This window comes from Yinghuangia seranimata (assembly GCF_029953285.1).
In the GTDB taxonomy this organism is placed as follows: domain Bacteria; phylum Actinomycetota; class Actinomycetes; order Streptomycetales; family Streptomycetaceae; genus Yinghuangia; species Yinghuangia seranimata.
Genome location: NZ_JASAOI010000019.1, coordinates 45,872 through 71,178, shown reverse-complemented (window position 1 = coordinate 71,178; position 25,307 = coordinate 45,872). Strand labels below are relative to the sequence as shown.

Genomic DNA, 25,307 nt, shown 5'->3' with positions numbered 1-25,307 from the left:
CGGCGGGCTCAGCCGCGGCGGGGCGGGCCGAACCAGGTCGTGAGGGCGGCGCGAAGGGCGGAGGTGCCGAGTCGGCCGGTGGGGGCGGCGGCCCAGGCGACGTGGCCGTCGGGGCGAATGAGGAGGGCCGCGGGGGCCTGGATCCCGCCGATCGCCGGGACGGACCACGAGTCGGTGTCGCTGCGGGCCTCGACGAGGTCGACGCGGTCGGCCCAGCCCGCGGCGACCGCGGCCGGCGCGCCGGTACCGCGGAGGTCGAGGAGGACGGGGCGGGCGGCGTGCAGGAGTTCGTAGACGCGGGTGGCGCCGTCCGGGGTCTTCAGGTCGGCGTCGGGGACGCGGCGGCCGGCCAGCGGGTGGTCCGAGTCGGCCGGGTAGCGGATGTCCAGGGCGGTGATCATCCCGCGCAGGTGCGCGTTCACGTCGTCGATGACGATCAGCGAGCCGAACACCTCGCGCAGCGCCTCCGTTTCGGCGCCGGGGCGGGCCAGGGCCGACTGCGCGCGGGTGTTGTGCAGCACGCGCTCGCCGACCGGGTGGCGCTCGGTGTGGTACGTGTCCAACAGGCTTTCCGGCGCCTGGCCGCGCACCACCGCGCCGAGCTTCCAGCCGAGGTTGACGGCGTCCTGGACGCCCGTGTTCAGCCCCTGTCCGCCGGCCGGGTAGTGGATGTGGGCCGCGTCGCCGGCCAGCAGCACCCGGCCCGCGCGGTACCGGTCGGCCTGCCGGGCGGCGTCGCCGAAGCGGGAGATCCACCGGGGCCCGTGCATGCCGTAGTCGGTGCCGGCGAGCCTGATCAGCGCCGCCCGGAGCTGCTCGAACGTCGGGGCGTCGTCGCGGTCCGCGACCTGGCCGTATTCGGAGGTGATCACCCGGTGCCAGCCGGGCTCCAGGGCCAGCGCCGAGAAGTGGCCGCCTTCGCAGCGCCGCATGAAGATGAAGTCCTCTGGCAGCCCCGGGAGTTCCACGTCGCCGAGGAGAGCGGTCATGGTCGCCGGAGTGCCGGGGAAACCGATGCCGGCCAGTTTGCGCACGGCGCTGCGGCCGCCGTCGCAGCCCACGAGGTAGCGGGCGCGCAAGGTCGCCTCCGCCGCGCCCAGTTCGACCGTCACGCCGTCGTCGTCCTGGCGGATCCCGGTCACCTCGGACGACCAGCCCACCCGCACTCCGAGTTCGGCGGCCCACTCCTCCAACAGCCGTTCGATGGCCGACTGCAGGATCATCAGCGGGAGCGGGTGCCGGGACTCGACCCCGTCGAAGTCCAGCCAGAGCCCGGAGAAGTGGCCCACCGGCGTCAGTTCGCCGACGGCGAGGAAGCGGTCGAGGATCCCGCGCTGGTCGAGGACCTCGAGGGTGCGGGAGTGGATCCCGCCCGCGCGGGACTCGCCCGTCCGCCCCGGGAGCCGGTCCACGACGGCGACGCCGGCGCCCGCCAGCCGCAGTTCGCACGCGAGCATCAGGCCCGTCGGCCCGGCGCCCGCGATCACGACATCGGTGTCCAGGCCGGTCTGTGCCACGTCGGTTCCCCCTCAGCCCGTTTCGCGCCGCCCGTCCTCACGTCGGTTCCACGTTCACGGAAAGCGGATCGGCCGGTCAAGGAGGGGACGTACGACGGCGAAACTGTCCCGCCGACAGGACAGTCGCCGAACGAGGGAGGGAATCCCCGGAAACCGTCCGGGAATTCATAAGTCCAGCCCCCCACGGCACGGATTCGGTACGGCCCCCCGGCGCTTTTCGATTCCACCGGATCCGGCGCTGCGGCGCTTCCGTTCGAATACCGCAGCGGGCCACGATGGAATCCCCGTCAACCACGAAAGGTGGGTGCTGTATGTTCGTCCCCAGCGACTATCGCGAGCCGGACGTTTCCTGGATGGTCGACCTGATGCGCGGGTTCCCCCTGGCGCTGATGGTCAGCAACGGGGCTCCCGCCGACGGGCCGTTCGCCACCCACCTGCCGGTCATCACCGACCCCGGCTGGGACGGACGGCCCGCCGCGGACCTGGCCGGCATGCCGCTGCTGGGCCACATGAACCGCGCGAATCCGCACTGGACGGCTTTGCGGACCGGTACCGCGGTCGTACTGACGTTCACCGGCCCGCACGCCTATGTCTCCCCCACCGTGTACGGCATTTCGCCGGCCGCCCCGACCTGGGACTTCACGTCCGTGCACGTGCACGGCGTGGTGGAGAAGATCGAGTCGACGGAGGAGACCCTCGAGGTCGTCAAAGCGACGGTGCGGGCCTTCGAGAAGGAATTCGGCGACAGCTGGGACATGACCGAATCCGTCGACTATTTCCGCAAGATCGTGCCCGGTGTGGGCGCTTTCCGGATGCGGGTGTCCAAGGCCGAGGGAATGTTCAAGCTCAGCCAGGAACAGCGCCCCGAGGTCCGCGAGCGGGTGGTGCGGTCGTTCGCCGGACGCGGCTGCACCCGGCACGCGCAGACGGCTGAGCTCATGAGCCGCCTGTCGTGACGGTCCTCACCGCGTGACGGATTCGCCGTGACGTGGGGTCCGCACCCCGTGGGGTGTGCGGACCCCAGGACCTTCACGACTCGCCGTCGGCTTCCTGCAGAACCTCGTTGGCCGCGGCGTCGAGCGTGGCCATCACCCACTCGCCCAGCTCGGTGCCGGCCTGGGCGGCGGCCCTGTGCCACCACTGGAGCCGGTTGTCGGGTACGGCGAGCCGGCGTGTCGCCGCCGCGGCCGCCGCGCCCGCCTGCTGCGGGTCGCCCTCGCGCCCGGCCCGTATGGCGTTGCGCAGTTGCTTGGTGTTCCACTTCATCCGCTCGGCCCGGTCGAGCCATGCCTCCTGCTCGTCGACCGGCAGCGAGGCCAGCTCGGCGTGGTGCTGGAAGCTGAGCGTGGGCCGTCGCCTGTGCAGCGCGAACCGCCGGGCGACCCAGGCGTAGTTGCGCAGCGTCTGGTACTGGAGGCCGGCCGCCCGGATACCGCGCTCGTACCGGTCGGCGTAGTGGTCCTTGCCGTAGATGAGCCAGTCCCCGAGCCACCAGGACGACGAGTTGAGCAGCCCGGACAGCTGGCGCCCCGCGCGTTCCCAGTCCTCGAAGGCGAGTCCTACGGGTATGTGCAGTCCTACCTTGGTCGTGAGTACGGGATCGCGCCGGGGCTCCACCCCGCCGGAGCCGCGCGTCCTCGACGCCGCTGTACCCCTGCCGAATAAGAGCGCCTTGGGCTCCTGGCAGTCCTCGACCTGGTGCATCGTCACACCTCCGTGTCAACGCGCGTATAGCGCGTAAAGACCGAGCTGGTTTGCGGTGGCTCCCCATCGCATACGGAAGCGTTCACCCCGATTTATCGAACGCATGCCAAAGGCAGTGACCACCGTCCACAGACGAGTTCGTCCAACCTGCGAATGAAACCGGGGTTTCGCCCGGTTACCCATCGAGGTCGGGATGGTCAACTGCCGCGCTCCGAGTAGATCCCGAACGGCGATCCGATGACAAGGATCGCGACGCCATCGAGCACTACTTTGCGGAGTTCGAACGCCGCCCTGACACGGCGGTCCGGTCGGCCGACTGGCGCGATCTGGGGGTGCGCCGGGACCCGCGGGGGCCGGTCGGGCCACCGTGGCGCGGCGCCACCGCACCGATCAGCGGCTCCGTCACCAGCGTGGGAGCGAGATCGCGCCGCCGACCGTCCGGCGAGCGGGCCCACCGCCAAGATCATGTGACGCGCAGGCGAACGGAACCGGTCCGTCGGCCTCCGATAGTGGCGCCACACAGGTGTGCGACCTAGACTCTGCCGGGACAACGCTCAGTAATCTCGGGGGAGTTATTGCGGCATGAGTGCAATCCGATCGGAGACGTCGTCAACTTCACGAGACGCGACTTACGCCATCGATTGGGAATCACCGCTGGAACATTACAGCAGCACGATCTTCAAGAGCTTACGCCGGATCGACCAACGCAAATGGGCGCACGCATATCTGAAGGGACTTCTCGTCACGTCGGGCAAGAAGTCGGTGCGCCGACTCGCCACCGCGGTCTCGCGTGACCCGTCCGTCGTCCAGTCGCTGCGCCAGTTCGTCAGTGTCAGCCCGTGGGACGTCGACGAGGTCATGGAGGAGCTCACCCGCTGGGCGGCGGCCCGCCGGCCCGACCCCGTGTGGTCCATCGGCCGAGCCGTCCTGCCGAAGCGCGGTGACCGCTCGGTGGGCGTCCACCGATACTTCGACCATTCCTCGGGCCGTACGCTCAACTGCCAGCTGGGGCTGGGCTCGTTACTGTGCCTGGGTGCCACGCAGGTTCCCGTCGACTGGTGCCTGCACTTGTCGACGGCGTGGGCGCAGGACCCCGAACGCCGCAGGGACGCGCGTATCCCGGACACCGAGCAGTACCGGCCGCTGTGGGCCCAGGCGCTCCGGCTCGTCGACCGGCTCTCGGCCCGTATGGACTCCGCGTCCTCCGTCGTCCTCGTCGACATGAGCGACGAACCCTACGTGGGCTACCTCGTGCACGGACTCGCCGAACGCCGCCGCGACTTCGTCGTCGCGGTGCCGCCGCACCTGGTGGTGTCACCGGTCGGCGAGGGAGTAGCGGCACCGGTGAGCGCGAAGGCGCTGGTCTCCGCGCAGAGCCCTGAGACGGCCGTCATCCGGCTGCCCGACGGTCAGCGGCGCATCACCGGCCTCCAGACCTCGCTCGTGCGTCTCCCGGGCGGCTGTACCGGCCGCCCGCTCGGCCCGCTGTACCGGCTCTTCGCCGAAACCGGGCCCACGCGCGGCCCGCGCCCGCTGTGGCTGACCAGCCTCGCCCACCACACGCTCACGGACGTCGCGTCCACCGCCGCGCTGCACACCGGGACGTCGGCCGTGATCGGTTCCCTGGAAAGGGACTTCGGGCTGTTGGACTACGAAGGGCGCTCGTTTCCCGGCTGGTACCACCACATGACGCTCGTCTCAGCCGCCTACACCTTCCGGCGCCTGCTCGGATCCGCCTCCGTGCCGTCCCGCAACACCGCGTAGAGGCGCACCGGTCACCCCCGGGGGCAGGAGCGTTCGACCAGGATGTCGCCGACCTCGGTCCGGGCCTGGACGTGGACGACGTCGTCGGCTTCGGCCGGCGCCGCGAGGAGGGAGAGGGACGTGTAGACGGTGCCCACCGCGGAGTCGAGGGACAGGTGTGCGCGGCTGGTCTCCGCGACCCCGATCCGGATACCGCCGACCGTGGTGGTGGCCACGACGGTCCCGCGCACCACCTCGCCGATGTCGATGTCTCCGCTGTCCGCCGTCGCGTCGACGCTGCCGGCCGCGCGGTCGACCCGGATGTCCCCGAGGGAGGAGCTCAGCTCCAGACAGCAGGCGCGGTCCAGCCGGATGTGCCCCAGGCCGGTGCGGACCCGGCACGTGCCGAGCCGCCCTTCCGCTCGGAAGTCCGCGGCCGTGCCCCGGCCTTCGAGACTCGATCCGGTCGGCACGCCGATCACCACGGTCACGGCGCCCCCGCTTCCGGCGGGCTCGGGGGCGACCACGAGCAGCCTGCCGCGGGCGTACTCGACCCGCAGGCGCTCGGCGGTCCGCACGTCGTCCCGGTCGTCGCCGTCCCGCGGATACACCCGCACCGTCGTCTCGGCGCGGTCGCCCGCGACGATCCGGGCCTGGCCGAACACCAGGTCGAGCACCACGCGGACCGGTGCGGGTGTGTCGAACGTCGGCAAGTGTTGCCGCCTTCGGAGTCTGCGGCCGCCGACGGGACGCGGACAGCGGCCATGGCGACGCGTGCCATGGCCGCCGGACATCGCGCGCGACGGCGGCTGATCAGGAGGGGAGGACGCAATGTGTCGCGCGCGTCATGAGGCGGCCTTCACACCGGGCGCGCCGTGGCCCAGTTCGGCACTCAGGTCCGCCAGCAGCGCGGCCTCCCCGGCTCTGAGGTAGAAGTGTCCGCCGGGCAGCACACGGAGCCGGAAGGCGCCGTGCGTCGTGTCCGCCCAGCGGCTCATCTGCTCCGGGGTCGCCTCGGGGTCGGCGTCGCCGGTGTAGCCGTACACCGGGCAGTCGAGCGCCGGTCGCGGGCCTCCGGCGTACTCGTCCACCAGGCGGTAGTCGTCGCGGACCGCGGGGAGCACGATCTCCCGCAGGCCGGGGTCCGCGAAGACCACGGCACGGCTCGCGTCGTAGCGGACGACGTCCGCGACGATCTCGTCGTCCGTGCCGCAGAGCTTCCGCAGACCGTCCAGCGCGTGCGGGGGGCGCCTGCCGGACACGCACAGGGCGGCCGGCGGCCACCCCCGTTCCCGCAGGCGCAACGCCACTTCGTGCGCCACCGAGGCCCCCATGCTGTGGCCGAACAGCACCAGCCGGTGGCGCGCCAGACCGGTCAGCGCGTCGGCGACGTCGTCCGCGAGGGAGTCCAGCGTGGTCGCGAACGGATCGCCGAGCCGGTCCTCCCGCCCCGGATAGCGGACGGCGAGCACACCGAGGTCCCGGGGCAGGCCCGCGCCCCACGAGTGGAACGCGCTCGTCCACCCGCCGGCGTGGGCGAAGCAGACGAGCTTCGTCGTGCACCGGTCGTCGTCCCGGATGCGGCGGATCCACCGCGCTTCCGCCGGACTCCTCATGGCAGGATCCCCTTTCCGCGTACCCGCGGCGTCGACCGGTCCCCGCGACCGGTGGGAGACGTTCAGTGGATGTCGCCCCCGACCTCGGCCAGGAGCGCGGACTCGGCGTTCCGGCCCAGCCACCGGGCGGCGACGGAGTCGGCGATCTCGCCGCTGCGCACCGCGATGTTCGACAACAGGGACGAGGTCAGGCCGTGGGTGTGCTCCGTGCCGCCCTGGAGGTAGACGCCGCACCGCATTTCGGGGTCCGTGACGATGCGGTAGTCCCGTTCCACGCGGTACCGCCCCGCCTCGTCGCGCAGGCAGTGCCGGTCGAGGTCGCCGAGCAGGGTGGTGGGCTCCATCGAGCTGTAGCCGGTCGCGCAGACGAGGGCGTCGAACTCGAGTTCCCGCACTTCGGCGTCGGGGCCCGAATGCAGGGAGACCCGGGTCTCCGCGCCCGCGCGCTTCACGGCGGCGACCCTCGTCAGGTTGAGGATGTGGAGGCGGGCGGTCCCCCGTACCTCGTCGTCGTACGTCCTGCGGTACAGGTCCCGGATCACGTCCGCGTCGACGACGGAGTAGTTCGTGTTGCGGTGGTACCGCCAGAACGCCTCGCGCGTCTGCTCGGTGCCGAAGTAGTAGTCGTCGACGGCGGCCGGGTCGAAGATCTGATTGGCGAACGGGGTGTCGTCCGCGATGGAGTAGCCGTACGACGGAACGATCGCGTACACCTGGGCGTGCGGAAGCTCGTCGTACAGGAACCTGGCGATCTCCGCGGCGCTCTGGCCCGCCCCGACCACCGCCACCCGGCGCAGCTCCGCGGGATCCATCCGGCCGAACTTGTCCAGGAACTCGGAGCTGTGCCAGACCCGTTCGTCACGCTCGATGCCTTCGGGCATGCTCGGGACCAGGCCCGTGGAGACCACGACGTTCCGGGCCTCGACGACGCGCCGGCCCGCGGCGTCCGCCACCTCGAGGCGCAGCCGGTCCGCCCGCTCCGGGTCCGTGCCCGGCGGCAGCCCGACCGACGTCACCTCCGCGCCGTACGCGACGCGGTCGGCCACCCGGTTCTGCGCCCACTCGAGGTACTGGTGGAACTCCTGGCGGGTGGGGAAGAAGTCCTGGTTGTTGACGAACTGCGGGAGCCTTCCGGACGCGTGCAGGTACGCGATGAAGCTGAAGCTCGACGTCGGGTTGCGGAAGGTGACCAGGTCCTTGAGGAAGGAGATCTGCATGGTCGCCGACGGCAGCAGCATGTTGCGGTGCCATCCGAAGGCGGACTGGCGCTCGAGGAACAGGCTGCTGATCCCGTCCTCCCGGCCGTGCGCCTGGTACTCGCCCAGGGCGATGGCGAGCGACAGGTTGGACGGGCCGAACCCGATGCCGACCACGTCGTAGATGTCGTGTTCACGATCATTCATTGAGAACTCTCCCGCTGGCATCGAAGGAACCGACAGAACCCGTGCGACGCTCAGAGGACCTCGCCGTCCTTGGTCCTCCGGCGCAGGGCCGGCCGGCTCGACCGGTTGAGGTCCGCCCACATGTCGGTCAAGCCGGTGATGGTGCGCGCCGCGAACAGCGTGCGGATGGACACCTCGAGGTTCAGCTCGGCCCGGATCAGGCCGACCAGCCTGATGGCCTTCAGCGAGTTGCCGCCGAGGTCGAAGAAGTCCTCGTCGATGCCCACCCGGTCCAGCTCGAGCACGTCCGCGAACGCCTCGGCCAGCACCTTCTCGGTGTGGTCGCGCGGTGCCCGGTACCGGCCGTCGCCGAACTCCGGGGCCGGCAGGGCCGCCCGGTCCACCCGCCCGTCGGCCCCGGCCGGGAGGTGTCCGAGCACCACGAACGCCGACGGCACCATGGACTCCGGCAGCCGTCCCGCGGCGAACCGGCGGAGCTCGTCGACGGCGGGGGCGTTCGGCGGGACCGCGCCGCCCGCGCCCAGCACTCCGGCCGGGACGACGTAGGCCGTCAGCCGCCGCTGACCGGAGTCGTCCGGGGCGGTGGCCACCGCCACCTGTGCCAGCCCGGGGTGCTCGGACAGCACGTCCTCGACCTCGGCGGTCTCGACCAGGACGCCGCGCACGTCCGCCCGGGCGTCGGCGCGGCCTGCGTGCTCGAGCCCGCTCGCACCCCACCGCGCCCGCTCGCCGGTCCGGTACATGACGCCGCCGTCGGGACCGAACGGACAGGGCACGAAGCACTCGGCGGTCCGCCCCGGCCGCCCGGCCCAGCCGCGTGCCACGCCGGGCCCGGCCACGTACAGCTCGCCGGTCACGCCCGCGGGCACCGGCGCCAACCCCGGCCCCAGCACGTAGCGGGCGGTGCCGTCCGCGGGCCCGTCGCCGTTGACGACCGCAAGCTCCGGGCACGCCTCCCTGACCCGGCGTACCGCCGCCGCGGACACGCCGTCGGTCCGCACCTCGCGCAGTCCCGCGAGGTGTGAGGGGTGTTCGGCCGCGATCGCCGAGAACAGGCCCGCGGAAAGGCGCACCGCCGTGATCGGGTGCGCCTCGCGCAACGCGGTGAGCGCGTCGGCGTCGAGCTCCCCCGGAGGGGCCACGACGACCCGGCCGCCGTTCAGCAGCGGCGCCCACAGTTCGAGGGCGAGGCCCTCGGCGGTGGGTGGCGAGTGCCACAGCACGGCGTCGTGCCCGCCACCGCTCCGGTGGCGGTCCGTGGCGAACCACACGGTGTTCGCGTGCGTCACGGCGAGGACCGCGGCCTCGCCGGCCGGTCCGGAGGCCTGCGCCACGGCGAGCAGGTTGTCCGCGCGCGCCGGCAGGGGTGCCTCTCGCGCCTCGTTCCCGTCCCCCTCGCCGGTATCCGCCAGGAGGTCGTCGAACGCCACCGCGGGAACGCCCGGGTCGGCGGAGAGCACGGAGGCTCCGCCCGCCTTCGCCACCGCCAGCAGGGCGGTGGCCAGGTCCACCGAACGCGGCGTCGTGACCGCGACGACCGTGTCGGGTCCGACGCCCCGGCGCCGCAACGCCTCGGCAAGGCGGTCCGATCGCTCGTCCAGCTCCCGGTACGAGACCTCCGTGTCCCCCGACACCAGGGCCGCCGCGTCGGGAGCACGCTCCACCTGGCGGGCGAACAGCTCCGGGACCGTCGGTCCCGGCGGCGGCACGGCGGTGTCGTCCGGCGCCGTGAGCACCCGGTCCCGCTCGGCACCGGTCAGCACGTCCAGCGCACCGACCGGCCGCTGGTCGCCGGCCGCGACCAGGGCGCGGATGTACGCGATCAACTCCGCTCCGATGAACCGCAGTTCCGCGGCGTCGTACAGGCCCGCCGGGGCGTCGAGCCGGAGGAGCAGGTCGCTGTCGGGGCTCCCGTCGGTGTAGACGGCGACCGACAGTTCGTCGAACACCCCGGTGGTCCCGCCGATGTGGCGTGCCGGGCTGTCGGCGAAGTGCAGCTGCTCGGCGAACTCGACGACGTTCACGGCGACGCCGAAGGCGCCGCGGCCGCTCAGCACCGTCCCGCTCGCGCGCTGGATGTCGGAGTAGTGGCACGTGGTGTGGCCGAAGATCTCGTACGTCTCGTCGACCACCGCGTCGGCGATCTCCGCGAAGGTCGCGGCGAGCGGAACCCGCATCCGCACGGGAACGACGTTCACCGCCAGGCCGGGCGTCCTCGCCGCCACGCCGACCCGGTTGCCCACGGCCAGCGAGAGCAGGAACTCCGGGCGGTCGCAGCGGTGCCGGAAGTACACCGCCGCGGCCGCCGTCAGCAGCGACGACATCCACACGCCCAGGGACTTCGCCTTGTCGGTCCACACGGCGGCCTCGGCGCACGGAACGGTCAGCGTCCGGCTCACCATGCCGATGGAGTCGGCCAGTTCCGCCCAGCGGTCGGCGCTGTCCGTCCGCTCGGCGAGCGCCGCGCGGGACGCGTCGGACATGGCGACGCGGGGGACCTGCGCGGGTCCGGGCGCGTCCGCAAGGTAGTCGCGCCAGAACTCCGTGTCCTCGGCGAACTGTTCGGAGGACTGGTACGCCGCCGCCTCGGCCGCGAACGGTTCGGCGTCCCACGGATGCGGCAGCGGAGGGACCTCCGAGCCCCGCGCGAGCGCCGTGTACACCTCGGCGAGGCGTTGCGACAGCAGGCCTCCCGCGCCGAACCCGTCCGACACCATGTGGTGGTACGCGATCACGACGAGGGAGCGGGCCACCCCGAGCCGCACCACTCCGAGCCGGAGCAGCAGGTCCCGCTCCAGGTCGAACGGCCGCCCCACCACGTTTGCGAGCGCCTCGCGCGCCGCCTGTTCGGGGTCGGCGGCGGCGGAGCAGTCCAGCAGGAACGGCCGCCAGTCCCCCAGTTCCCGGGGCACCTGCCGCGGTTCACCGTCGTCGTCGACGAAGGTGACGCGGAGCACCTCCGCCTCGTCCAGCACCCGCCGGAACGCGGACTCCATGACCACCGCGTCCAGCTCACCGTCCACGTCCCAGACGACCAGGGCGTGGTTCAGCGTCTCGGGCGACATCTTCTGCGCGAGCCACATCCCCTTTTGCGCGGCTGACGCGTCGAACGAACGCACAACGATCATCTCCTCAGCGATCAGTTCCGACCGCGGTCGGCCATCGAGGACGTGAGGTGGCCGGCGAGCAGCCTCGGGGTCGGGTACCGCAGCGCCGTGTTGGCCCTCAGCCGGAGCCCGGTCGTCGCGGCCAGCCGTCTGCTCAGCTCCACCGACAGCAGCGAGTCGAACCCGATGCTCCTGAACTCCTGGTCGGGGTCCACGGTTTCGCCGGACGGGTGGCCGAGTACGACGGCGACCGTCGTGAGGACCCGGTCCAGTACGAGTGCCCCCGCCGCGTCGCCGGTGAGCGTGGCGAGCAGGTCCGGCAGGGGGACGGCGTCGGCGTCGGGCGGGTCGGTCGCGGGCGGGTCCGCCGAGGGCACCCCCGCCGCCACGGGCGAGGAGTCCAGCCAGTGCCGCTGCCGCTGGAACGCGTACGTCGGCAGGTCCACCGGCCGACGGGTCCCGAACAGCGCCTCCCAGTCCACCGCGCCGCCGTGGACGTGGAGGCGCGCCAGGGAGCCGACCACGGCCTCCACCTCGTCGCGGTCCCTCCGCGCCGACGCCAGGACGAGGGCGCCGTCCACGTCCTCGACGATCTCCTGCACCGGGACGGTCAGCACCGGATGCGGGCTCATCTCGACGAACACCCGGAACCCGTCGGCGACCAGCCGCCCGACGGACGACGCGAAGCGGACCTGCTCGCGCAGATTGCGGTACCAGTAGCCGCCGTTCAGTTCCTCGGTGTCCGTCTTCCCGCCGTACAGCGTCGAGTAGAAGGGCATGGTCGACGACCTGGGCGCCACGTCGGACAGCGCTCCGAGCACCTGGTCGCGGACCCTGGTCACCTGCGCCGAGTGGGAGGCGTAGTCGACCGCGATCCTCCGGGCCTGCACGCCTTCGGCGTTCGTCTTCTCGACGAACTCGTCGAGTGCGGCCGGTTCCCCGGAGACCACCACGGACCGGGGCCCGTTGACGACGGCGACGCTCAGCCGGTCGCCCCAGGGCGCGAGGCGCGCCGCCACGAGGTCCGCGGACTCCACGACCGACGCCATCCCGCCGTGGCCGATCAGCGCCATCAGGGCCTGGCTGCGGAGCGCCACGATCTTGGCGGCGTCGCGCAGCGTCAGCGCGCCGCACACGTGAGCGGCGGCGATCTCGCCCTGGCTGTGTCCCACCACGGCGGCCGGTTCGACGCCCCAGGACCGCCACAGAGCGGCCGTCGACACCATCACCGAGAACAGCGCGGGCTGCACCACGTCCACCCGGTCCAGTGACGGCGCGCCCTCGGCACCGCGCAGCACGTCGAGCAGCGACCAGTCGACCCACTCGGCGAGTGCGGCCGCGCATTCGTCGAGGCTGCGTGCGAACACGGGGAAGGTGTCGTACAACTGCCTTCCCATACCCGCCCATTGAGACCCCTGGCCCGGGAACATGAAGGCGACGCCGCCGGGTTCCCGGGCGGCGGCACCGCGGAGCACCGCGGCGGACTCGGCCCCGTCACCCAACGCCGCAAGGCCGCTGAGCAGTTCGTCGCGTCCTCGGCCCAGCACCACGGCTCGGTGGTCGAAGCCCGTGCGGCTCGCCACCAACGACCATCCGGCGTCGGCGACGTCCAACTCCGGGTCGGCGGCGGCGAAGTCCCGCAGCTTGCGTGCCTGCCGCTCCACGGCCGCGGCGTTCCTTCCCGACAGCACCCAGGGCACCAGCCCGCCGGCGGGCGGCTCCGGATCCGGGTCGTCGGCCGGTTCCCGGGGTGGTGCCGCCTCCAGGACGACGTGGGCGTTGGTGCCGCTGACGCCGAACGACGACACCCCGGCGCGCCGAGGGCCGTCCGGCGGGGTCCACTCCCGCCCGTCGCGCAGGAGTTCGACCGCGCCGGAGGACCAGTCCACGTGCCCGGAGGGCGTGTCCACGTGCAGGGTCTTCGGCAGGAACCCGTGGCGCACGGCCATGACCGTCTTGATCACGCCGCCGACCCCGGCGGCCGCCTGGGCGTGGCCGATGTTGGACTTCAACGACCCGAGCCACAGCGGTCGGCCGTGCTCCCGGTCCCGCCCGTAGGTGGCCAGCAGGGCGCCCGCCTCGATGGGGTCCCCCAGCACGGTGCCGGTGCCGTGGGCCTCGACCACGTCCACCGTGGCGGCCTCGACGCCCGCGTCGGCCAGGGCCCGCAGGATCACCTTCTCCTGCGCGCGGCCGTTGGGCGCGGTCAGCCCGTTGCTGGCGCCGTCCTGGTTGACCGCCGAGCCGCGGACGACGGCCAGCACCGGATGGCCGTTGCGGCGGGCGTCGGACAGCCGCTCCAGGAGCAGGACGCCCACGCCTTCGGCCCAGCCGGTCCCGTCGGCGGTGTCCGCAAACGACTTGCACCGGCCGTCGGCCGACAGACCGCGCTGCCGGGAGAACTCGACGAAGATCGCGGGCGTCGACATCACCGACACCCCGCCCGCGAGCGCGAGCGAGCACTCCCCGGAACGCAGCGACCGCACTGCCAGGTGAAGTGCGACCAGCGACGACGAGCACGCCGTGTCGATGCTCACCGCGGGCCCGGTCAGGCCGAGTTCGTACGCCACGCGGCCGGAGGCGACGCTGAGCGCGCTGCCGTGCAGCAGGTAGCCCTCCAGACCGCTCTTGTCTCCTTCGAGGAAGCGCATTCCGTACTCGGTGGAGCTGACCCCGGTGAACACGCCGACGTCGGTCCCGCGCACCGTGGCCGGGACGATGCCCGCCCGCTCGAACACCTCCCACGAGGTCTCCAGCAGCAGGCGCTGCTGCGGGTCGACGGCCAGCGCCTCGCGAGGGCTGATGCCGAAGAACTCCGCGTCGAACGCGGCCGCGTCGGCCAGGAACCCGCCGTGGCGCACATAGGCCGCGCCGACGGTGTCGGGGTCCGGGTCGTAGACGTCCCGCCAGCCGCGGTCCGTGGGGAAGGCGCCCACGGCGTCCACGCCTCCGCGCAGCAGGTCCCACAGGTCCTCCGGCGAGGAGACGCCTCCCGGGTAGCGGCACGCCATGGCCACCACGGCGACCGGCTCGCCGCGGCCGGCCTTCAGGGCCTCGTTCTCCCTGCGGAGCCGGTCGCGCTCCTCCAGCAGCGTCCGGAGCGCCCGTTCGACCCGGTCCGCGCCGTCCGCCGCGCGGTCCGCGGAGCCGCCCATGTCACACGCCCCTCTCGTCGAGCGCCAGGCCGACCAGTGCGTCGAGGTCCAGGTCCGCCAGGTCGCCGGCGGCGTCGGCCGGGTCGGCCGGCGCCGCGTCGGTCGGATCCGCCGCTTCCGCGCCGGGCGCGGGACGCAGCAGGCCGAACAGGTGCCCGCCCAGCTCGCGCGGCGTCGGGTAGCTGAAGACGAGCGTGGTCGGGAGGCGCAGCCCCGTCCCGGACGCCAGGCGGTTGCACAGTTCGACCGAGGTCAGCGAGTCGAACCCGAGGTGGGTGAAGGCCTGGTCGACGTCGACGACCACGCCGGACGGGTGTCCGAGCACGACGGTGACCTGCTCGCGGACCCAGTCGAGCACGACCGCCTCCGCCTCGCCGTCGTCCAGGCCGGCCAGCCGGGCGGCGAAGCCGAGGGGTCCGGCGTCGCCGGTCGTGTCCGCCCTGGTCCTGGCCGGGCGCCCGGCGCCGACCACGTCGCGGAGGACGGCGGGCAGTTCGTCCCGGGCCCTGCGCCGCAGGGCGCCGACGTCCAGTCGGGCCGGGATCGTCACCGGCTTGTCGAGCGCGCGTGCCGCGTCGAACAGCGCCAGCGCCTCAGCGGTCGGCATCGCCGCGATGCCCATCCTCCGGACGCGCGCGAGGTCGGCGTCGTCCAAGTGCGCGGTCATGCCGCTGCGTTCCTCCCACCAGCCCCAGCACAGCGACGTGCCGGCCACGCCCGCGGCCCTGCGCCGCGCCGCCAGTCCGTCCAGGAACCCGTTCGCCGCCGCGTAGTTCGCCTGTCCGCCGGTGCCGAGCGTGCCCGCCAGCGCGGAGAACAGGATGAACGCCGAGAGGGGGCGGTCCCTGGTGAGCTCGTGCAGGGCGGCCGCACCGCCGACCTTGGCGTGCAGCGCGTGGTCGAGGCTCTCGGCGGTCAGCGACTCGACGGTGCCGTCGGCCAGCGCGCCCGCCGCGTGCACGACCGCCGTCAGCGGGTACCCCGGGGGCAGGTCCGCGAGCTCTTCGGCCACGGCCGCGCGGTCCGCGACGTCGCACGCGGCGACCCGGACGAGCGCGCCCGCCGCCTCCAGGTCGGCGACGAGTTCGGCGGCCCCGTCCGCGGCCATGCCCCGACGGCTCGCCACCACCAGGCTCCGCACCCCGTGTTCGGCGACGAGGTGGCGCGCCACCAGCGACCCCACTCCCCCGGTTCCGCCGGTGACCAGCACGGTCCCGCCGCCGAGTCCGTCGCCCAGGTCGAGGACGATCTTCCCGATGTGCCGGCCCTGGCTCATCTCCCGGAACGCCTTGCGCGCGTCGCGGACGTCGCGGACGGCCACCGGGTTGAGCCGCAGACGCCCGTCGGCGAACAGGTCCATGACGGCGCGGAACATCGCGTGCACCAGGTCCGGACCCGCGTCCCACAGGTCGAACGCCCGGTAGTCGACACCGGGATGGTCGGCCGCCACCCGCCGCGGATCGCGGACGTCCGTCTTCCCCATCTCGATGAAGCTCCCGCCGCCGGGGAGCAGCGTCAGCGAGGCGTCGACGAACCGGTACGCGAGGGAGTTCAGGACGACGTCCACGCCGCGCCCGCCCGAGGCGGCCCGGAACGCGTCCGCGAAGTCCAGGTCCCGCGACGACGCCAGGTGGTCGTCCGCCAGCCCGAGCGCGCGCAGGGCGGGCCACTTGGCCGGGCTCGCGGTTCCGTAGACCTCGGCGCCGACGTGCTGGGCCAGTTGGACGGCGGCCATGCCCACGCCGCCCGCGGCGGCGTGGACGAGGATCCGCTGGCCCTTCTCGAGCTTCGTCACGTGGAACAGCGCGTAGTAGGCGGTGAGGAAGGCGCCCGGCACGGACGCCGCCTCGGCGTAGCTCCACCCGCCGGGGATCGGCATGAGCAGCCGGTGGTCCGCGACCGCCACGCGCCCGAAAGCGCCGGGGAAGACGCCCATCACCCGGTCGCCCGGGGCGAGGCCGGTGACGTCGTCCGCCACCTCCAGCACGGTTCCGGCGCCCTCGCTGCCGATCTCGGCGTCGATGCCGGTGCGTTCCACCAGCCCGAGGGCGATCGTGACGTCGCGGAAGTTGAGGCCCGCGGCGTGGACGGCGATCCGCACCTGACCGCTCGTCAGGGGCGCTTCCGCCTCAGGGCCGGGCACCCAGGTCAGGTTCTCCAGCGTTCCCCTGCTCGGGATGCCGAGCCGGTGCGGGCCGGGCGCCGGAGGCGCGATCCGGTGGTCGGCGGGCGCGGCCGGTGCCATGCGGGGGACGAGGAACGCGCCACCGCGTACGGCGAGTTGGTCCTCGCCGAGGGCGAGTGCGTCCCGAACGCGCTCCCACGACGCGTGGTGGTCGTCGACGTCCACCAGCCGGAACCTGCCGGGGTGTTCGGTCTGCGCCGAGCGCATCAGCCCCCACACGGAGGCGCCGGGGAGACTCTCGACGCGCTCGCCGCCGCCGGTGTCGAGGGCCAGGCGGGTGAGCACGGTGAGCGTGGACCCGGCGAGCGGTTCCGCGTCGAGGAACCGCTGGACCAGGCCCAGCACATGCGCGTCCGCGCGGCCCACCGCGGCGCTCAGGTCGGTGTCGGTCGCGCCGCCGTCGTCCAGGCAGATCACGAGGTGTCGGGGTGTCTCCCCCGCGAGGACGTCGTCGAGGGACGTGTGGACCACGACGTCGGCGGCGGCGGTCTCGGCGAGTCGCGCGGCCAGGCCGTCCTCGGCTCCCAGAACAGCCCACGATGCGTGGCCGGTTGCCTGTTCCCGCGTGACCGGCCGCCATTGCAGCTCGTACAGCGACCGCTGGTACCCGGAGCGCAGGTGCCCGGGGCTCGCCGGACGGAACGTCAGGGCGCCGACGTGGGCGACCGGGCGGCCCTGCTCGTCGGCGACCGTCACGGTCACGGCGCCGTCGCCGGACGGGGAGATCCGGACGCGCACGCTCGGGCCGCACTCCCCGACCCGGTCCACCCGGGACCACGAGAACGGCATCCAGCCCTGGTCGCCGCTCACGTCGAGGACCCCGCCGGCCACGACCGCGTGCAGCGCGGCGTCGAACAGTGCCGGGTGCAGGGCGAACTCGCCCTCGGAAAGGCCCGTTTCGGCCTTCGGCAGCGTGGCCGTCGCGAAGAGGTCGTCCCCGCGCCGCCAGACCTCGCGCAGCCCGCGGAACGCCGGACCGTAGTCGAAGCCCGCGTCCGCGAAGGTGTCGTACAGGCCGTCGACGTCGAGGGGCTCCGCCCCGGCCGGCGGCCAGACGGCCAGGGAGCGCTCCTCGTCGGCCTGTCCGACCGCGGGTGCCGTGTCCGGCGCGAGAGTTCCGGTCGCGTGCCGGGTCCAGCCGCCCACGGCACGGTCGTCTCCGCCAGGGCGCGAGTACACGTCCAGGCCGCGGCGTCCCGTCCCGTCGGCCGCGCCTGCGACGATCCGCACCTGCACGTCGTCCGCGTCGGGCAGGATCAGCGGTACTTCCAGGGAGAGTTCCTCGACCGCCGCGCATCCGACGGTGTCTCCCGCCCACAGCGCCAGGTCCAGGTAGGCGGTCGCCGGGACCACGGCCGCGCCGAACACGGCGTGGTCGGCCAGCCAGGCGTGGGTCCGCCGGGACCATCGGCCGGTGAACACGACCTCGTCGGTGCCGGGGTGGTCGACCACGGCGCCGAGCAGCGGGTGTCCGGCGGCCGACAGCCCCGCGGAGGCGACGTCGGCCGCGCCGGTCGCGGCGGCGAAGTCCAGCCAGTAGCGCTGCCGTTGGAACGCGTACGTGGGCAGGTCCACCTGCCGGCGCGTGCCGAACAGGGGGCTCCAGTCGACGGATCCGCCGCCGACGTGCAGTCGGGCCAGGGACTCGACCAGTGCCTCCACCGCGCCGCGGCCGCGCCGCGACGCCGAGAGGACGACCGCGTCGTCGACGTCCTGGGCGGCGAAGGCCTCCTTGGCGATGCCCGTGAGGGTGGATCCGGGGCCGGTCTCCACGAAGACGTTCGCTCCGGCCGCCCGGGTGTGCTCCACCGCGGCGAAGAACCGGACGGGTTCGCGGACGTGCCGGACCCAGTGCTCGACGGACGTCAGCTCCTCGCGGGTGGCCTCGCGGCCGGTGCGGGAGGAGACGACCGGGATCTTCACGGCCTCGCCGGACAGTTCGCCGATCGACTCGGCGAACTCGTCGAGGACCGGGTCCATGAGCGGTGAGTGGAACGCGTGGGCGACGTCGAGGAGTTTCGCCGAGACGCCCTCGGCGACGAGCCGGTCCCGGAGGGCGTGGACCTCGTCGCGGAGTCCGGAGACCACGACCGACCCGGGGCCGTTGACGGCGGCGACACCGACGCGCTCGTAGCGGCCGAGCAGGGCGCTCACGGCCTCCTCCGAGGCGCGTACCGCCAGCATTCCGCCCCGCTCGCGGACGGCCTGCATGACCCGGCCGCGCGCGGCCACGAGCCTGGTCGCGCTGTCCAGGTCCAGGGCTCCGGACACGTGGGCGGCGGCGATCTCGCCGACGGAATGGCCGATCAGCTGGCCCGGCCGCCCGCAGAAAGCCGCCAGAAGCCGGTAGCGGCTGACCTGGAGCGCGAACAACGCCGGCTGCGCGATGTCGGTCCGCCCCGCGTGGCTTTCCGGGGGCGCGTCGGCGAGCAGGAGGGGCTTCAGGGCGTACGGGAGACGCGCGTCGAAGTGCTCGCAGACCTCGTCGAGGCTGCGTGCGAAGACGGGGAAGGCGTCGTACAACTCCCGTGCCGTGCCGCCCCATTGCGTGCCCTGTCCCGGGAACATGAAGACGGTGCCGCCGCCGGCGTCCCCGGCGACCCCCCGGACGACCCGGGCGGACTCCACGCCGTCACGCAACGACCGGAGGGCGTCGACCAGTTCGTCCCGGTCCGCGCCGAGCAGCACCGCGCGGTGCTCGAGCCGCGCCCGGCCCGACGCCAGCGTCCAGCCGACGCCGGCCGCGTCCAGGCCCTGATCGGCGGTCAGGGCGTCGTGGAGCTTCCCGGCCTGCGCCCGCAGCGCGGCCTCCGACCGCGCCGACACGGTCCAGGGCACCGCCCGTCCGGCACTCCACGCGGGTCGGTCGGCGGCCTCGGGCACCGCCGTCTCCTCGGGCGCCTCCTCGAGGATCAGGTGCGCGTTGGTGCCGCTGGCCCCGAACGCGGACACACCCGCCCGCCGGGGACGTCCCGGCGCGCTCGGCCACGCCCTGGCCTCGGTCAGCAGCTCGACCGCGCCGGCCGACCAGTCCACGTGGGTCGCCGGGCGGTCCACGTGCAGCGTCCTGGGCAGCACACCGTGGCGCATCGCCATGATCATCTTGATGATCCCGCCGACCCCCGCCGCGGCCTGGGCGTGGCCGATGTTCGACTTCAACGACCCCAGCCACAAAGGCCGTTCGGTGTCGCGCCCGGCCCCGTACGCGGCGAGCACGGCCTGCGCCTCGATCGGGTCGCCCAGCGTGGTGCCGGTGCCGTGGGCCTCCACCACGTCCACATCGGCCGCCTGCACCCGGGAGTTCGCCAACGCGGCCCGGATCACCCGCTCTTGCGCCGCCCCGTTCGGCGCGGTCAGTCCGTTGGAGGCGCCGTCTTGGGTGAGCGCCGACCCCCGGATCACCGCCCAGATCCGCCGCCCGTGCCGCCGCGCGTCCGACAGCCGTTCCAGCACGAGGACTCCGACGCCCTCGGAGAAGCCCGTGCCGTCCGCCGCGTCGGCGAACGCCTTGCAGCGGCCGTCCGGCGCCAGGCCGCGCTGCCGCGACATCTCGCGGAACACCTGCGTCGTCGCCATGACGGTGACGCCCCCGGCCAGCGCCATCGAGCACTCGCCCTGCCGCAGCGACTGCACCGCCTGGTGCACGGCCACCAGCGACGACGAGCACGCGGTGTCCGTCGACACCGCGGGACCCTCCAGGCCCAGCGCGTACGCCACGCGCCCGGACGCCACGCTCAGCAGCGAACCCGTCTGCCCGTAGCCCGCGATGACCTCGGGCGTGACGTGGTGGTTCCCGTAGCCGAAGTACGCGATGCCGGCGAAGACTCCGGTGCGGCTGCCGCGCAGGCTGTGCGGGTCGACCCCGGCCCGTTCCAGGGACTCCCACGAGGTCTCGAGGAGCAGCCGCTGCTGCGGGTCGGCGGCCAGTGCCTCGCGCGGGTTGATCTCGAAGAACTCGGCGTCGAAGTCGCCCGCGTCGTGCAGGAATCCGCCGTAGCGCGTGTTGCAGGTGCCCGGTCGGTCCGGGTCCGGGTCGTACAGGGCGTCGAGGTCCCAGTGGCGGTCCTCGGGGAAGGCCGACAGCGCGTCCCCGCCCCGCGCCACCAGCTCCCACAGCTCCTCGGGGGAGCGCGCCCCGCCGGGGAAGCGGCAGGCGGCGCCCACGATCGCGACGGGCTCGGCGGCGGCCTCCGTCAGCGCGTTCAGGCGCCGGCGCGTCTCGAGCAGTTCGACCGACGTCCGCTTGAGGTAGTCGAGCACGTCGGTATTGGTCTCGTCTGTCATCGGTCCCCCTGGCCGAGCTCGTTGTCCAGCATCGAGAGCAGCTCCGTGGCCGACGCCGCGCCGATCCGGTCGACGAGGTCGTCGAGGTCGTCGCGCCGGACGCCGGATCCGCCGGCCCCCGGGGTCGGGAGGTCGGCCGGAGACTCCCCGCCGGTGTCCGGGTGGACGCCCGCGGTCAGGTACCGGGCGAGGGCGCCCGGGTTCGGATGGTCGAACGCGAGCGTGGCGGGCAGCTTCAGACCGGTGAGCTCGGCGAGCGCGTTCCGCAGCTCCAGCGCCATGAGCGAGTCGATGCCCAGGTCCTTGAACGCCACGGCCGGACCGATCCGGCCGGTGTCGGCGTGACCGAGGACCGTCGCGGTCCGCTCCCGGACGACGTCGAGCAGCACCGCTTCGGCGTTCGCCCGGGGCAGCGACCGCACCCGCCGCGCGAGTCCGGCCTCGGGGGGTTCGCGGTCCCCCTGGCCGACCGGGGCCGCGGGCCTCGTGAGGAGGCCGCGAAGGAGCGGCGCGCCCGGTGCCGGGAGGTTCAGCCGCGCGGGCACCAGCACCGGTGCGTCGCGGGTGATCGCGGAGTCGAAGAGCACGAGCCCCTCGCGCGACGACATCGGCCGGACGCCCTGCCGGCCCAGGCGCTCGATGTCGGCGTCGCCGAGGTCCGCGCCGGCCTCCGTGCGTTGCGCCCAGTAGCCCCAGCACAACGAGGTTCCCGGCAGCCCCTCGGCCCGGCGGGCTTCCGCCAGACCGTCGAGGAACGCGTTGGCGGCCGCGTAGTTGGCCTGCCCCGCCGTCCCGAGCACGCCCGCGATCGAGGAGAACAGCACGAACGCGGACAGGTCCAGATGCCTGGTCAGTTCGTGCAGGTGCCAGGCGCCGTACGCCTTCGGCGCCAGCACCGCGGCCACCCGGTCCTCGGTCAACGTCTCGACGACGCCGTCGTCGAGCACCGCCGCGCAGTGCACCACCGCGGTCAGCGGGTGGTCGTCCGGTACCGCGGCGATCAGCGCGGCGACGGACCCGCGGTCGGTGACGTCGCACGCCACGATCTCGACGTGCGCCCCCGCCGCGGCCAGTTCGTCGCGCAGCCCGGCCGCGGCCGGTGCCGCGGGCCCCCGTCTGCCGGCGAGCACGAGCCGGCGCACCTTGTGGCGCTCGACCAGGTGCCGGGCCAGCATCGCGCCGAGGCCGCCGACACCGCCGGTGATCAGGACCGTCCCCGAGCCGAGGCCGGGGGCGCCCGGCACCCGGCCGGCGGATCCGCCGTGGACGGGCGCGAGTCGCGGGACCGCCATGACGCCGGCGCGGATCCTGAGCTGGGGTTCCCCGGTCGCGGCCGCGGCGGGGACACAGGCCCACGAGCCCACGTGGTCGTCCGTGTCCACGAGGACGAACCGGTCCGGGTTCTCGGTCTGCGCGGTGCGGACGAATCCCCAGACCGCGGCGGCCGCGGGGTCGCCCCCGGGCGCGGCTTCGTCGTGTTCGTCGTGGACCGCGCCGCGCGTCACGACGACCAGGCGCGCGTTCGCGAACCGGTCGTCGGTGAGCCAGCGCCGGGTCCACCCCAGCACCTGGCTGAGGTTCCGTTCGACGGCGGCGGGCACGTCGTCGTGGCTCCCGTCCGCCGGGTCGACGCAGGCGACGACGACCCGTGGTGTCTCCCCACCGGACGCGGCGAGTTCGTCGAGGTCGGCGAAGACCGCCCCGCCCCGTCCCAGCACCGCGGCCGTCGCACCGGGCGGGCCCACCACGGCGTACCGGCCCGCGGCCGCCCCGGACGGCACCGCGAGCGGGGCCCAGTCCACGTGGAACAACGCCGCCCGGTCCGAGAGGTCCGGCGCGGTCGTCTCGACGGGGGTGTCCAGCCAGTAGCGCTCCCGTTGGAAGGCGTACGTGGGCAGTTCGAGCCACCGTCCGTCCCAGGCCGGGAACGCCGCTTCCCACGACACGGCGGCGCCCGCCACGAAGGCCTCGGCCGCCGAGCGGTACAGGCGCGCGAGCCCGCCGTCGCCACGGCGGAGCGAGCCCGCGACCACGCCTACGGCGTCGGGCACGGCGTCGAGCATCGCCTGGACGTTGACCGTGAGGAGCGGATGCGGGCTCGCCTCGACGAACACGCCGTGGTCGTCCTCGAACAGCCGCTTCACGGCGGCGTCGAACCGGACCGGCTCCCGCATGTTGCGGAACCAGTAGGCGGCGTCCAGCTCCGCGGTGTCGATCACGTCACCGGTCACCGTCGAGTAGAACGCCACCGTCGTGGGCAGCGGGGTGATCCGGCCCAGCTCGTCCCGAAGCCGCTCCTCGAACCGGTCCATCAGCGGCGAGTGCCCGGGAACGCTGGCCGGGATCCACTTCGCGCGGGCGCCCTCGGCCTCACAGAGCGCGACCAGTTCCCTGACGGCCGACGCCTCACCCGACACCGTCGTCGAATAGGGCCCGTTGACCGCCGCGACCGCGACGCCGGGGCCGACCCGCTCCAGCAGTCGCCGCACCCGGTGTTCGGGCAGCACGATCCCGGCCATCCCGCCGTCCTGGGCGGTCGTGGCCAGCATGCGGGACCGCAGGGCCACGATCTTGGCGCCGTCCTCCAGGGTCAGGGCGCCCGCGGCGCAGGCCGCGGCGATCTCGCCCTGGGAGTGGCCGACCACCGCGTCCGGTACCACCCCCAGCGCACGCCAGACCCGCGCCAGAGACACCATCACGGCGAACAGCACCGGCTGGACGACCTCGACCCGCTCGAGGTCCGCCGCCTCCGGCCCGCCGCACACGGTGTCGACCAACGGCCAGTCCACCCACGGCGCGAGCGCCGTCGCGCACTCGTCGATCGCGCGGGCGAACACCTCCGACTCCGCGTACAGCCGCCGCCCCATGCCGACCCACTGCGAGCCCTGGCCGGGGAAGACGAACACGGTCCTGCCGGCCGGCCCGGCGACACCGGCGACGACACGGGGAGGACGCTCTTCCCCGGCGGCGACGGCGTCCAGGCCGGCGAGCAGTTCGCCCCGGTCGGCACCGATCACCACCCGGCGGTGCGGGAACAGCGACCGCGTCGCCACCAACGAGCGCCCCACACCCGCGAGCGGAAGGTCCGGGTCCGCCTCGACGGCGGCGCGCAGTTTCGCCGCCTGCCCGCGCAGCGCCTCCGGCGAGCGCGCCGACAGCACCCACGGCACCGGGCCGTCCGCCTCGGGCACCTCGCCGGCGGCGGCCTCCGCCTCGGGCGCCTCCTCCAGGATCAGGTGCGCGTTCGTGCCGCTGACCCCGAACGACGACACACCCGCGCGCCGGGGCCGGCCCGGGGCGCTCGGCCACCGGCGGGCCTCGGTCAGCAGTTCCACCGCCCCCGCCGACCAGTCCACGTGCGAGGTCGGGCGGTCCACGTGCAGCGTCCTCGGCAGCTCCCCGTGGCGCATCGCCATGATCATCTTGATCGTCCCGGCGACTCCCGCGGCCGCCTGCGTGTGGCCGATGTTCGACTTGAGCGAGCCGAGCCACAACGGGCTGCCGGGGTCCCGTTCCCGGCCGTAGGTGGCCAGCAGGGCCTCCGCCTCGATCGGGTCGCCCAGCCGCGTGCCGGTCCCGTGCGCCTCGACGGCGTCCACGTCGCCGAGCGCCAGCCCGGCGTCGGCCACGGCCGCTCGGACGACCCGCCGCTGCGCCAGTTCGCTCGGCGCGGTGAGGCCGTTGGACGCGCCGTCCTGGTTGACCGCCGAGCCCCGGATCACCGCCCAGATCCGCCGGCCGTTGCGCCGCGCGTCCGACAGCCGCTCCAGCACCAGCACGCCCGCGCCCTCGCCCCAGCCGGTTCCGTCGGCCGCCTCCGCGAAGGACTTGCACCGCCCGTCGGCCGACAGGCCGCGCTGCCGGGCGACTTCCACGAACAGCCCGGGGGTCGGCAGCGCCGAGACGCCGCCGGCCAACGCCAAGGAGCACTCCCCGGAACGCAGCGACCGCACGGCTTGATGGACGGCGACCAGCGACGACGAGCACGCGGTGTCCACGGACAGCGCGGGGCCCTCGAGGCCCAGCACGTAGGCCACCCGGCCGGACACCACGCTGGTGTACGTCCCGGCGATGGCGAAGCCCTCGACCTCGGCGGCCGCGCCGGCGCCCATCCGCGGGCCGTAGTCGACCGCGTAGACGCCCGTGAACACCCCGGTCGCCGAACCCCGGAGGCCCGCCGGATCGATGCCCGCCCGTTCCAGGGCCTCCCACGACGTCTCCAGCATGAGCCGCTGCTGCGGATCCATGGCGAGCGCCTCACGTGGGCTGACGCCGAAGAACCCCGCGTCGAACTCCGCGAGGTCGGGCAGGAATCCGCCCGTCCGCGTATACGTCTTCCCGCGTGCCTCGGGGTCGGGGTCGTACAACCCGTCGACGTCCCACCCGCGGTCCGACGGGAAGCCGCCCATCGCGTCCACGCCGTCGGACACCAGCCGCCACAGCTCGTCCGGGGACGTCGCCCCGCCCGGGAAGCGGCATCCCGCTCCGACGACCGCGACGGGCTCGCGCGCCGCCTCCTCCAGCTCGCGCACGCGCTCGCGCAGCGCCCGCGCGTCGCCGACGGCGCGTCGTAAGTAGGAGCGGAGCTTCTCG

The 25,307-nt window shown here is 73.8% G+C and carries 10 protein-coding genes and 1 pseudogene; 2 read left to right on the top strand and 9 right to left on the bottom strand.

Annotation, left to right across the window (positions count from 1 at the left end; all coding sequences use genetic code 11):
• Positions 1–8 precede the first annotated feature (8 nt).
• Positions 9–1,517, bottom strand: coding sequence for an FAD-dependent monooxygenase (locus QI554_RS13175; protein WP_281469541.1), 1,509 nt, complete (start codon positions 1,515–1,517; stop codon positions 9–11).
• Positions 1,518–1,828: 311 nt separating this feature from the next.
• On the opposite strand from QI554_RS13175, the gene QI554_RS13170 reads away from it, so the two are divergent.
• The gene (locus tag QI554_RS13170; protein ID WP_281469540.1) at positions 1,829–2,473 is read left to right on the top strand and encodes an FMN-binding negative transcriptional regulator; all 645 of its coding nucleotides are present in this window, start codon (positions 1,829–1,831) and stop codon (positions 2,471–2,473) included.
• A 73-nt stretch (positions 2,474–2,546) separates the two neighbouring features.
• Here the strand turns inward: QI554_RS13170 and QI554_RS13165 are convergent, their stop codons facing one another.
• Positions 2,547–3,221, bottom strand: a complete 675-nt coding sequence (locus QI554_RS13165) for an LmbU family transcriptional regulator (RefSeq protein ID WP_281469537.1) — start codon at positions 3,219–3,221, stop codon at positions 2,547–2,549.
• 582 nt (positions 3,222–3,803) lie between these two features.
• Between QI554_RS13165 and QI554_RS13160 the strand changes: the two genes are divergently transcribed.
• The gene (locus QI554_RS13160) at positions 3,804–4,985 is read left to right on the top strand and encodes an IS701 family transposase (protein WP_281469535.1); all 1,182 of its coding nucleotides are present in this window, start codon (positions 3,804–3,806) and stop codon (positions 4,983–4,985) included.
• 11 nt (positions 4,986–4,996) lie between these two features.
• Here the strand turns inward: QI554_RS13160 and QI554_RS13155 are convergent, their stop codons facing one another.
• The 7 genes and pseudogenes from QI554_RS13155 to QI554_RS13125 all read right to left on the bottom strand — a co-directional run.
• A complete protein-coding gene (locus QI554_RS13155) occupies positions 4,997–5,677 on the bottom strand; it encodes a DUF4097 family beta strand repeat-containing protein (protein WP_281469533.1) in 681 nt (226 codons plus the stop codon).
• A gap of 132 nt (positions 5,678–5,809) precedes the next feature.
• On the bottom strand, positions 5,810–6,580 hold the full coding sequence (locus tag QI554_RS13150) for a thioesterase II family protein (protein ID WP_281469530.1): 771 nt from the start codon (positions 6,578–6,580) through the stop codon (positions 5,810–5,812).
• A gap of 62 nt (positions 6,581–6,642) precedes the next feature.
• A complete protein-coding gene (locus QI554_RS13145) occupies positions 6,643–7,983 on the bottom strand; it encodes a lysine N(6)-hydroxylase/L-ornithine N(5)-oxygenase family protein (RefSeq protein ID WP_281469528.1) in 1,341 nt (446 codons plus the stop codon).
• 50 nt (positions 7,984–8,033) lie between these two features.
• Complete coding sequence (locus tag QI554_RS13140; protein WP_281469526.1) at positions 8,034–11,111, bottom strand: condensation domain-containing protein; 3,078 nt, start codon at positions 11,109–11,111, stop codon at positions 8,034–8,036.
• An 11-nt stretch (positions 11,112–11,122) separates the two neighbouring features.
• Positions 11,123–14,245 (bottom strand): type I polyketide synthase, encoded by a 3,123-nt coding sequence (locus tag QI554_RS13135; RefSeq protein WP_281469525.1) that lies wholly within the window; start codon positions 14,243–14,245, stop codon positions 11,123–11,125.
• 1 nt (position 14,246) lies between these two features.
• Positions 14,247–20,690: a type I polyketide synthase gene (locus QI554_RS13130; RefSeq protein WP_425527970.1), complete on the bottom strand. Its 6,444-nt coding sequence runs from the start codon at positions 20,688–20,690 to the stop codon at positions 14,247–14,249.
• Positions 20,691–20,710: 20 nt separating this feature from the next.
• A pseudogene (locus tag QI554_RS13125) lies at positions 20,711–25,303 on the bottom strand (type I polyketide synthase); the annotation flags it as partial.
• Positions 25,304–25,307 lie beyond the last annotated feature (4 nt).

Excerpts from the sequence above, each read along its gene's own strand:
- QI554_RS13170 (WP_281469540.1), top strand. The coding sequence starts at position 1,829 with ATGTTCGTCCCCAGCGACTATCGCGAGCCGGACGTTTCCTGGATGGTC.
- QI554_RS13165 (WP_281469537.1), bottom strand. The coding sequence starts at position 3,221 with ATGCACCAGGTCGAGGACTGCCAGGAGCCCAAGGCGCTCTTATTCGGC.
- QI554_RS13160 (WP_281469535.1), top strand. The coding sequence starts at position 3,804 with ATGAGTGCAATCCGATCGGAGACGTCGTCAACTTCACGAGACGCGACT.
- QI554_RS13150 (WP_281469530.1), bottom strand. The coding sequence starts at position 6,580 with ATGAGGAGTCCGGCGGAAGCGCGGTGGATCCGCCGCATCCGGGACGAC.
- QI554_RS13145 (WP_281469528.1), bottom strand. The coding sequence starts at position 7,983 with ATGAATGATCGTGAACACGACATCTACGACGTGGTCGGCATCGGGTTC.
- QI554_RS13140 (WP_281469526.1), bottom strand. The coding sequence starts at position 11,111 with ATGATCGTTGTGCGTTCGTTCGACGCGTCAGCCGCGCAAAAGGGGATG.
- QI554_RS13135 (WP_281469525.1), bottom strand. The coding sequence starts at position 14,245 with ATGGGCGGCTCCGCGGACCGCGCGGCGGACGGCGCGGACCGGGTCGAA.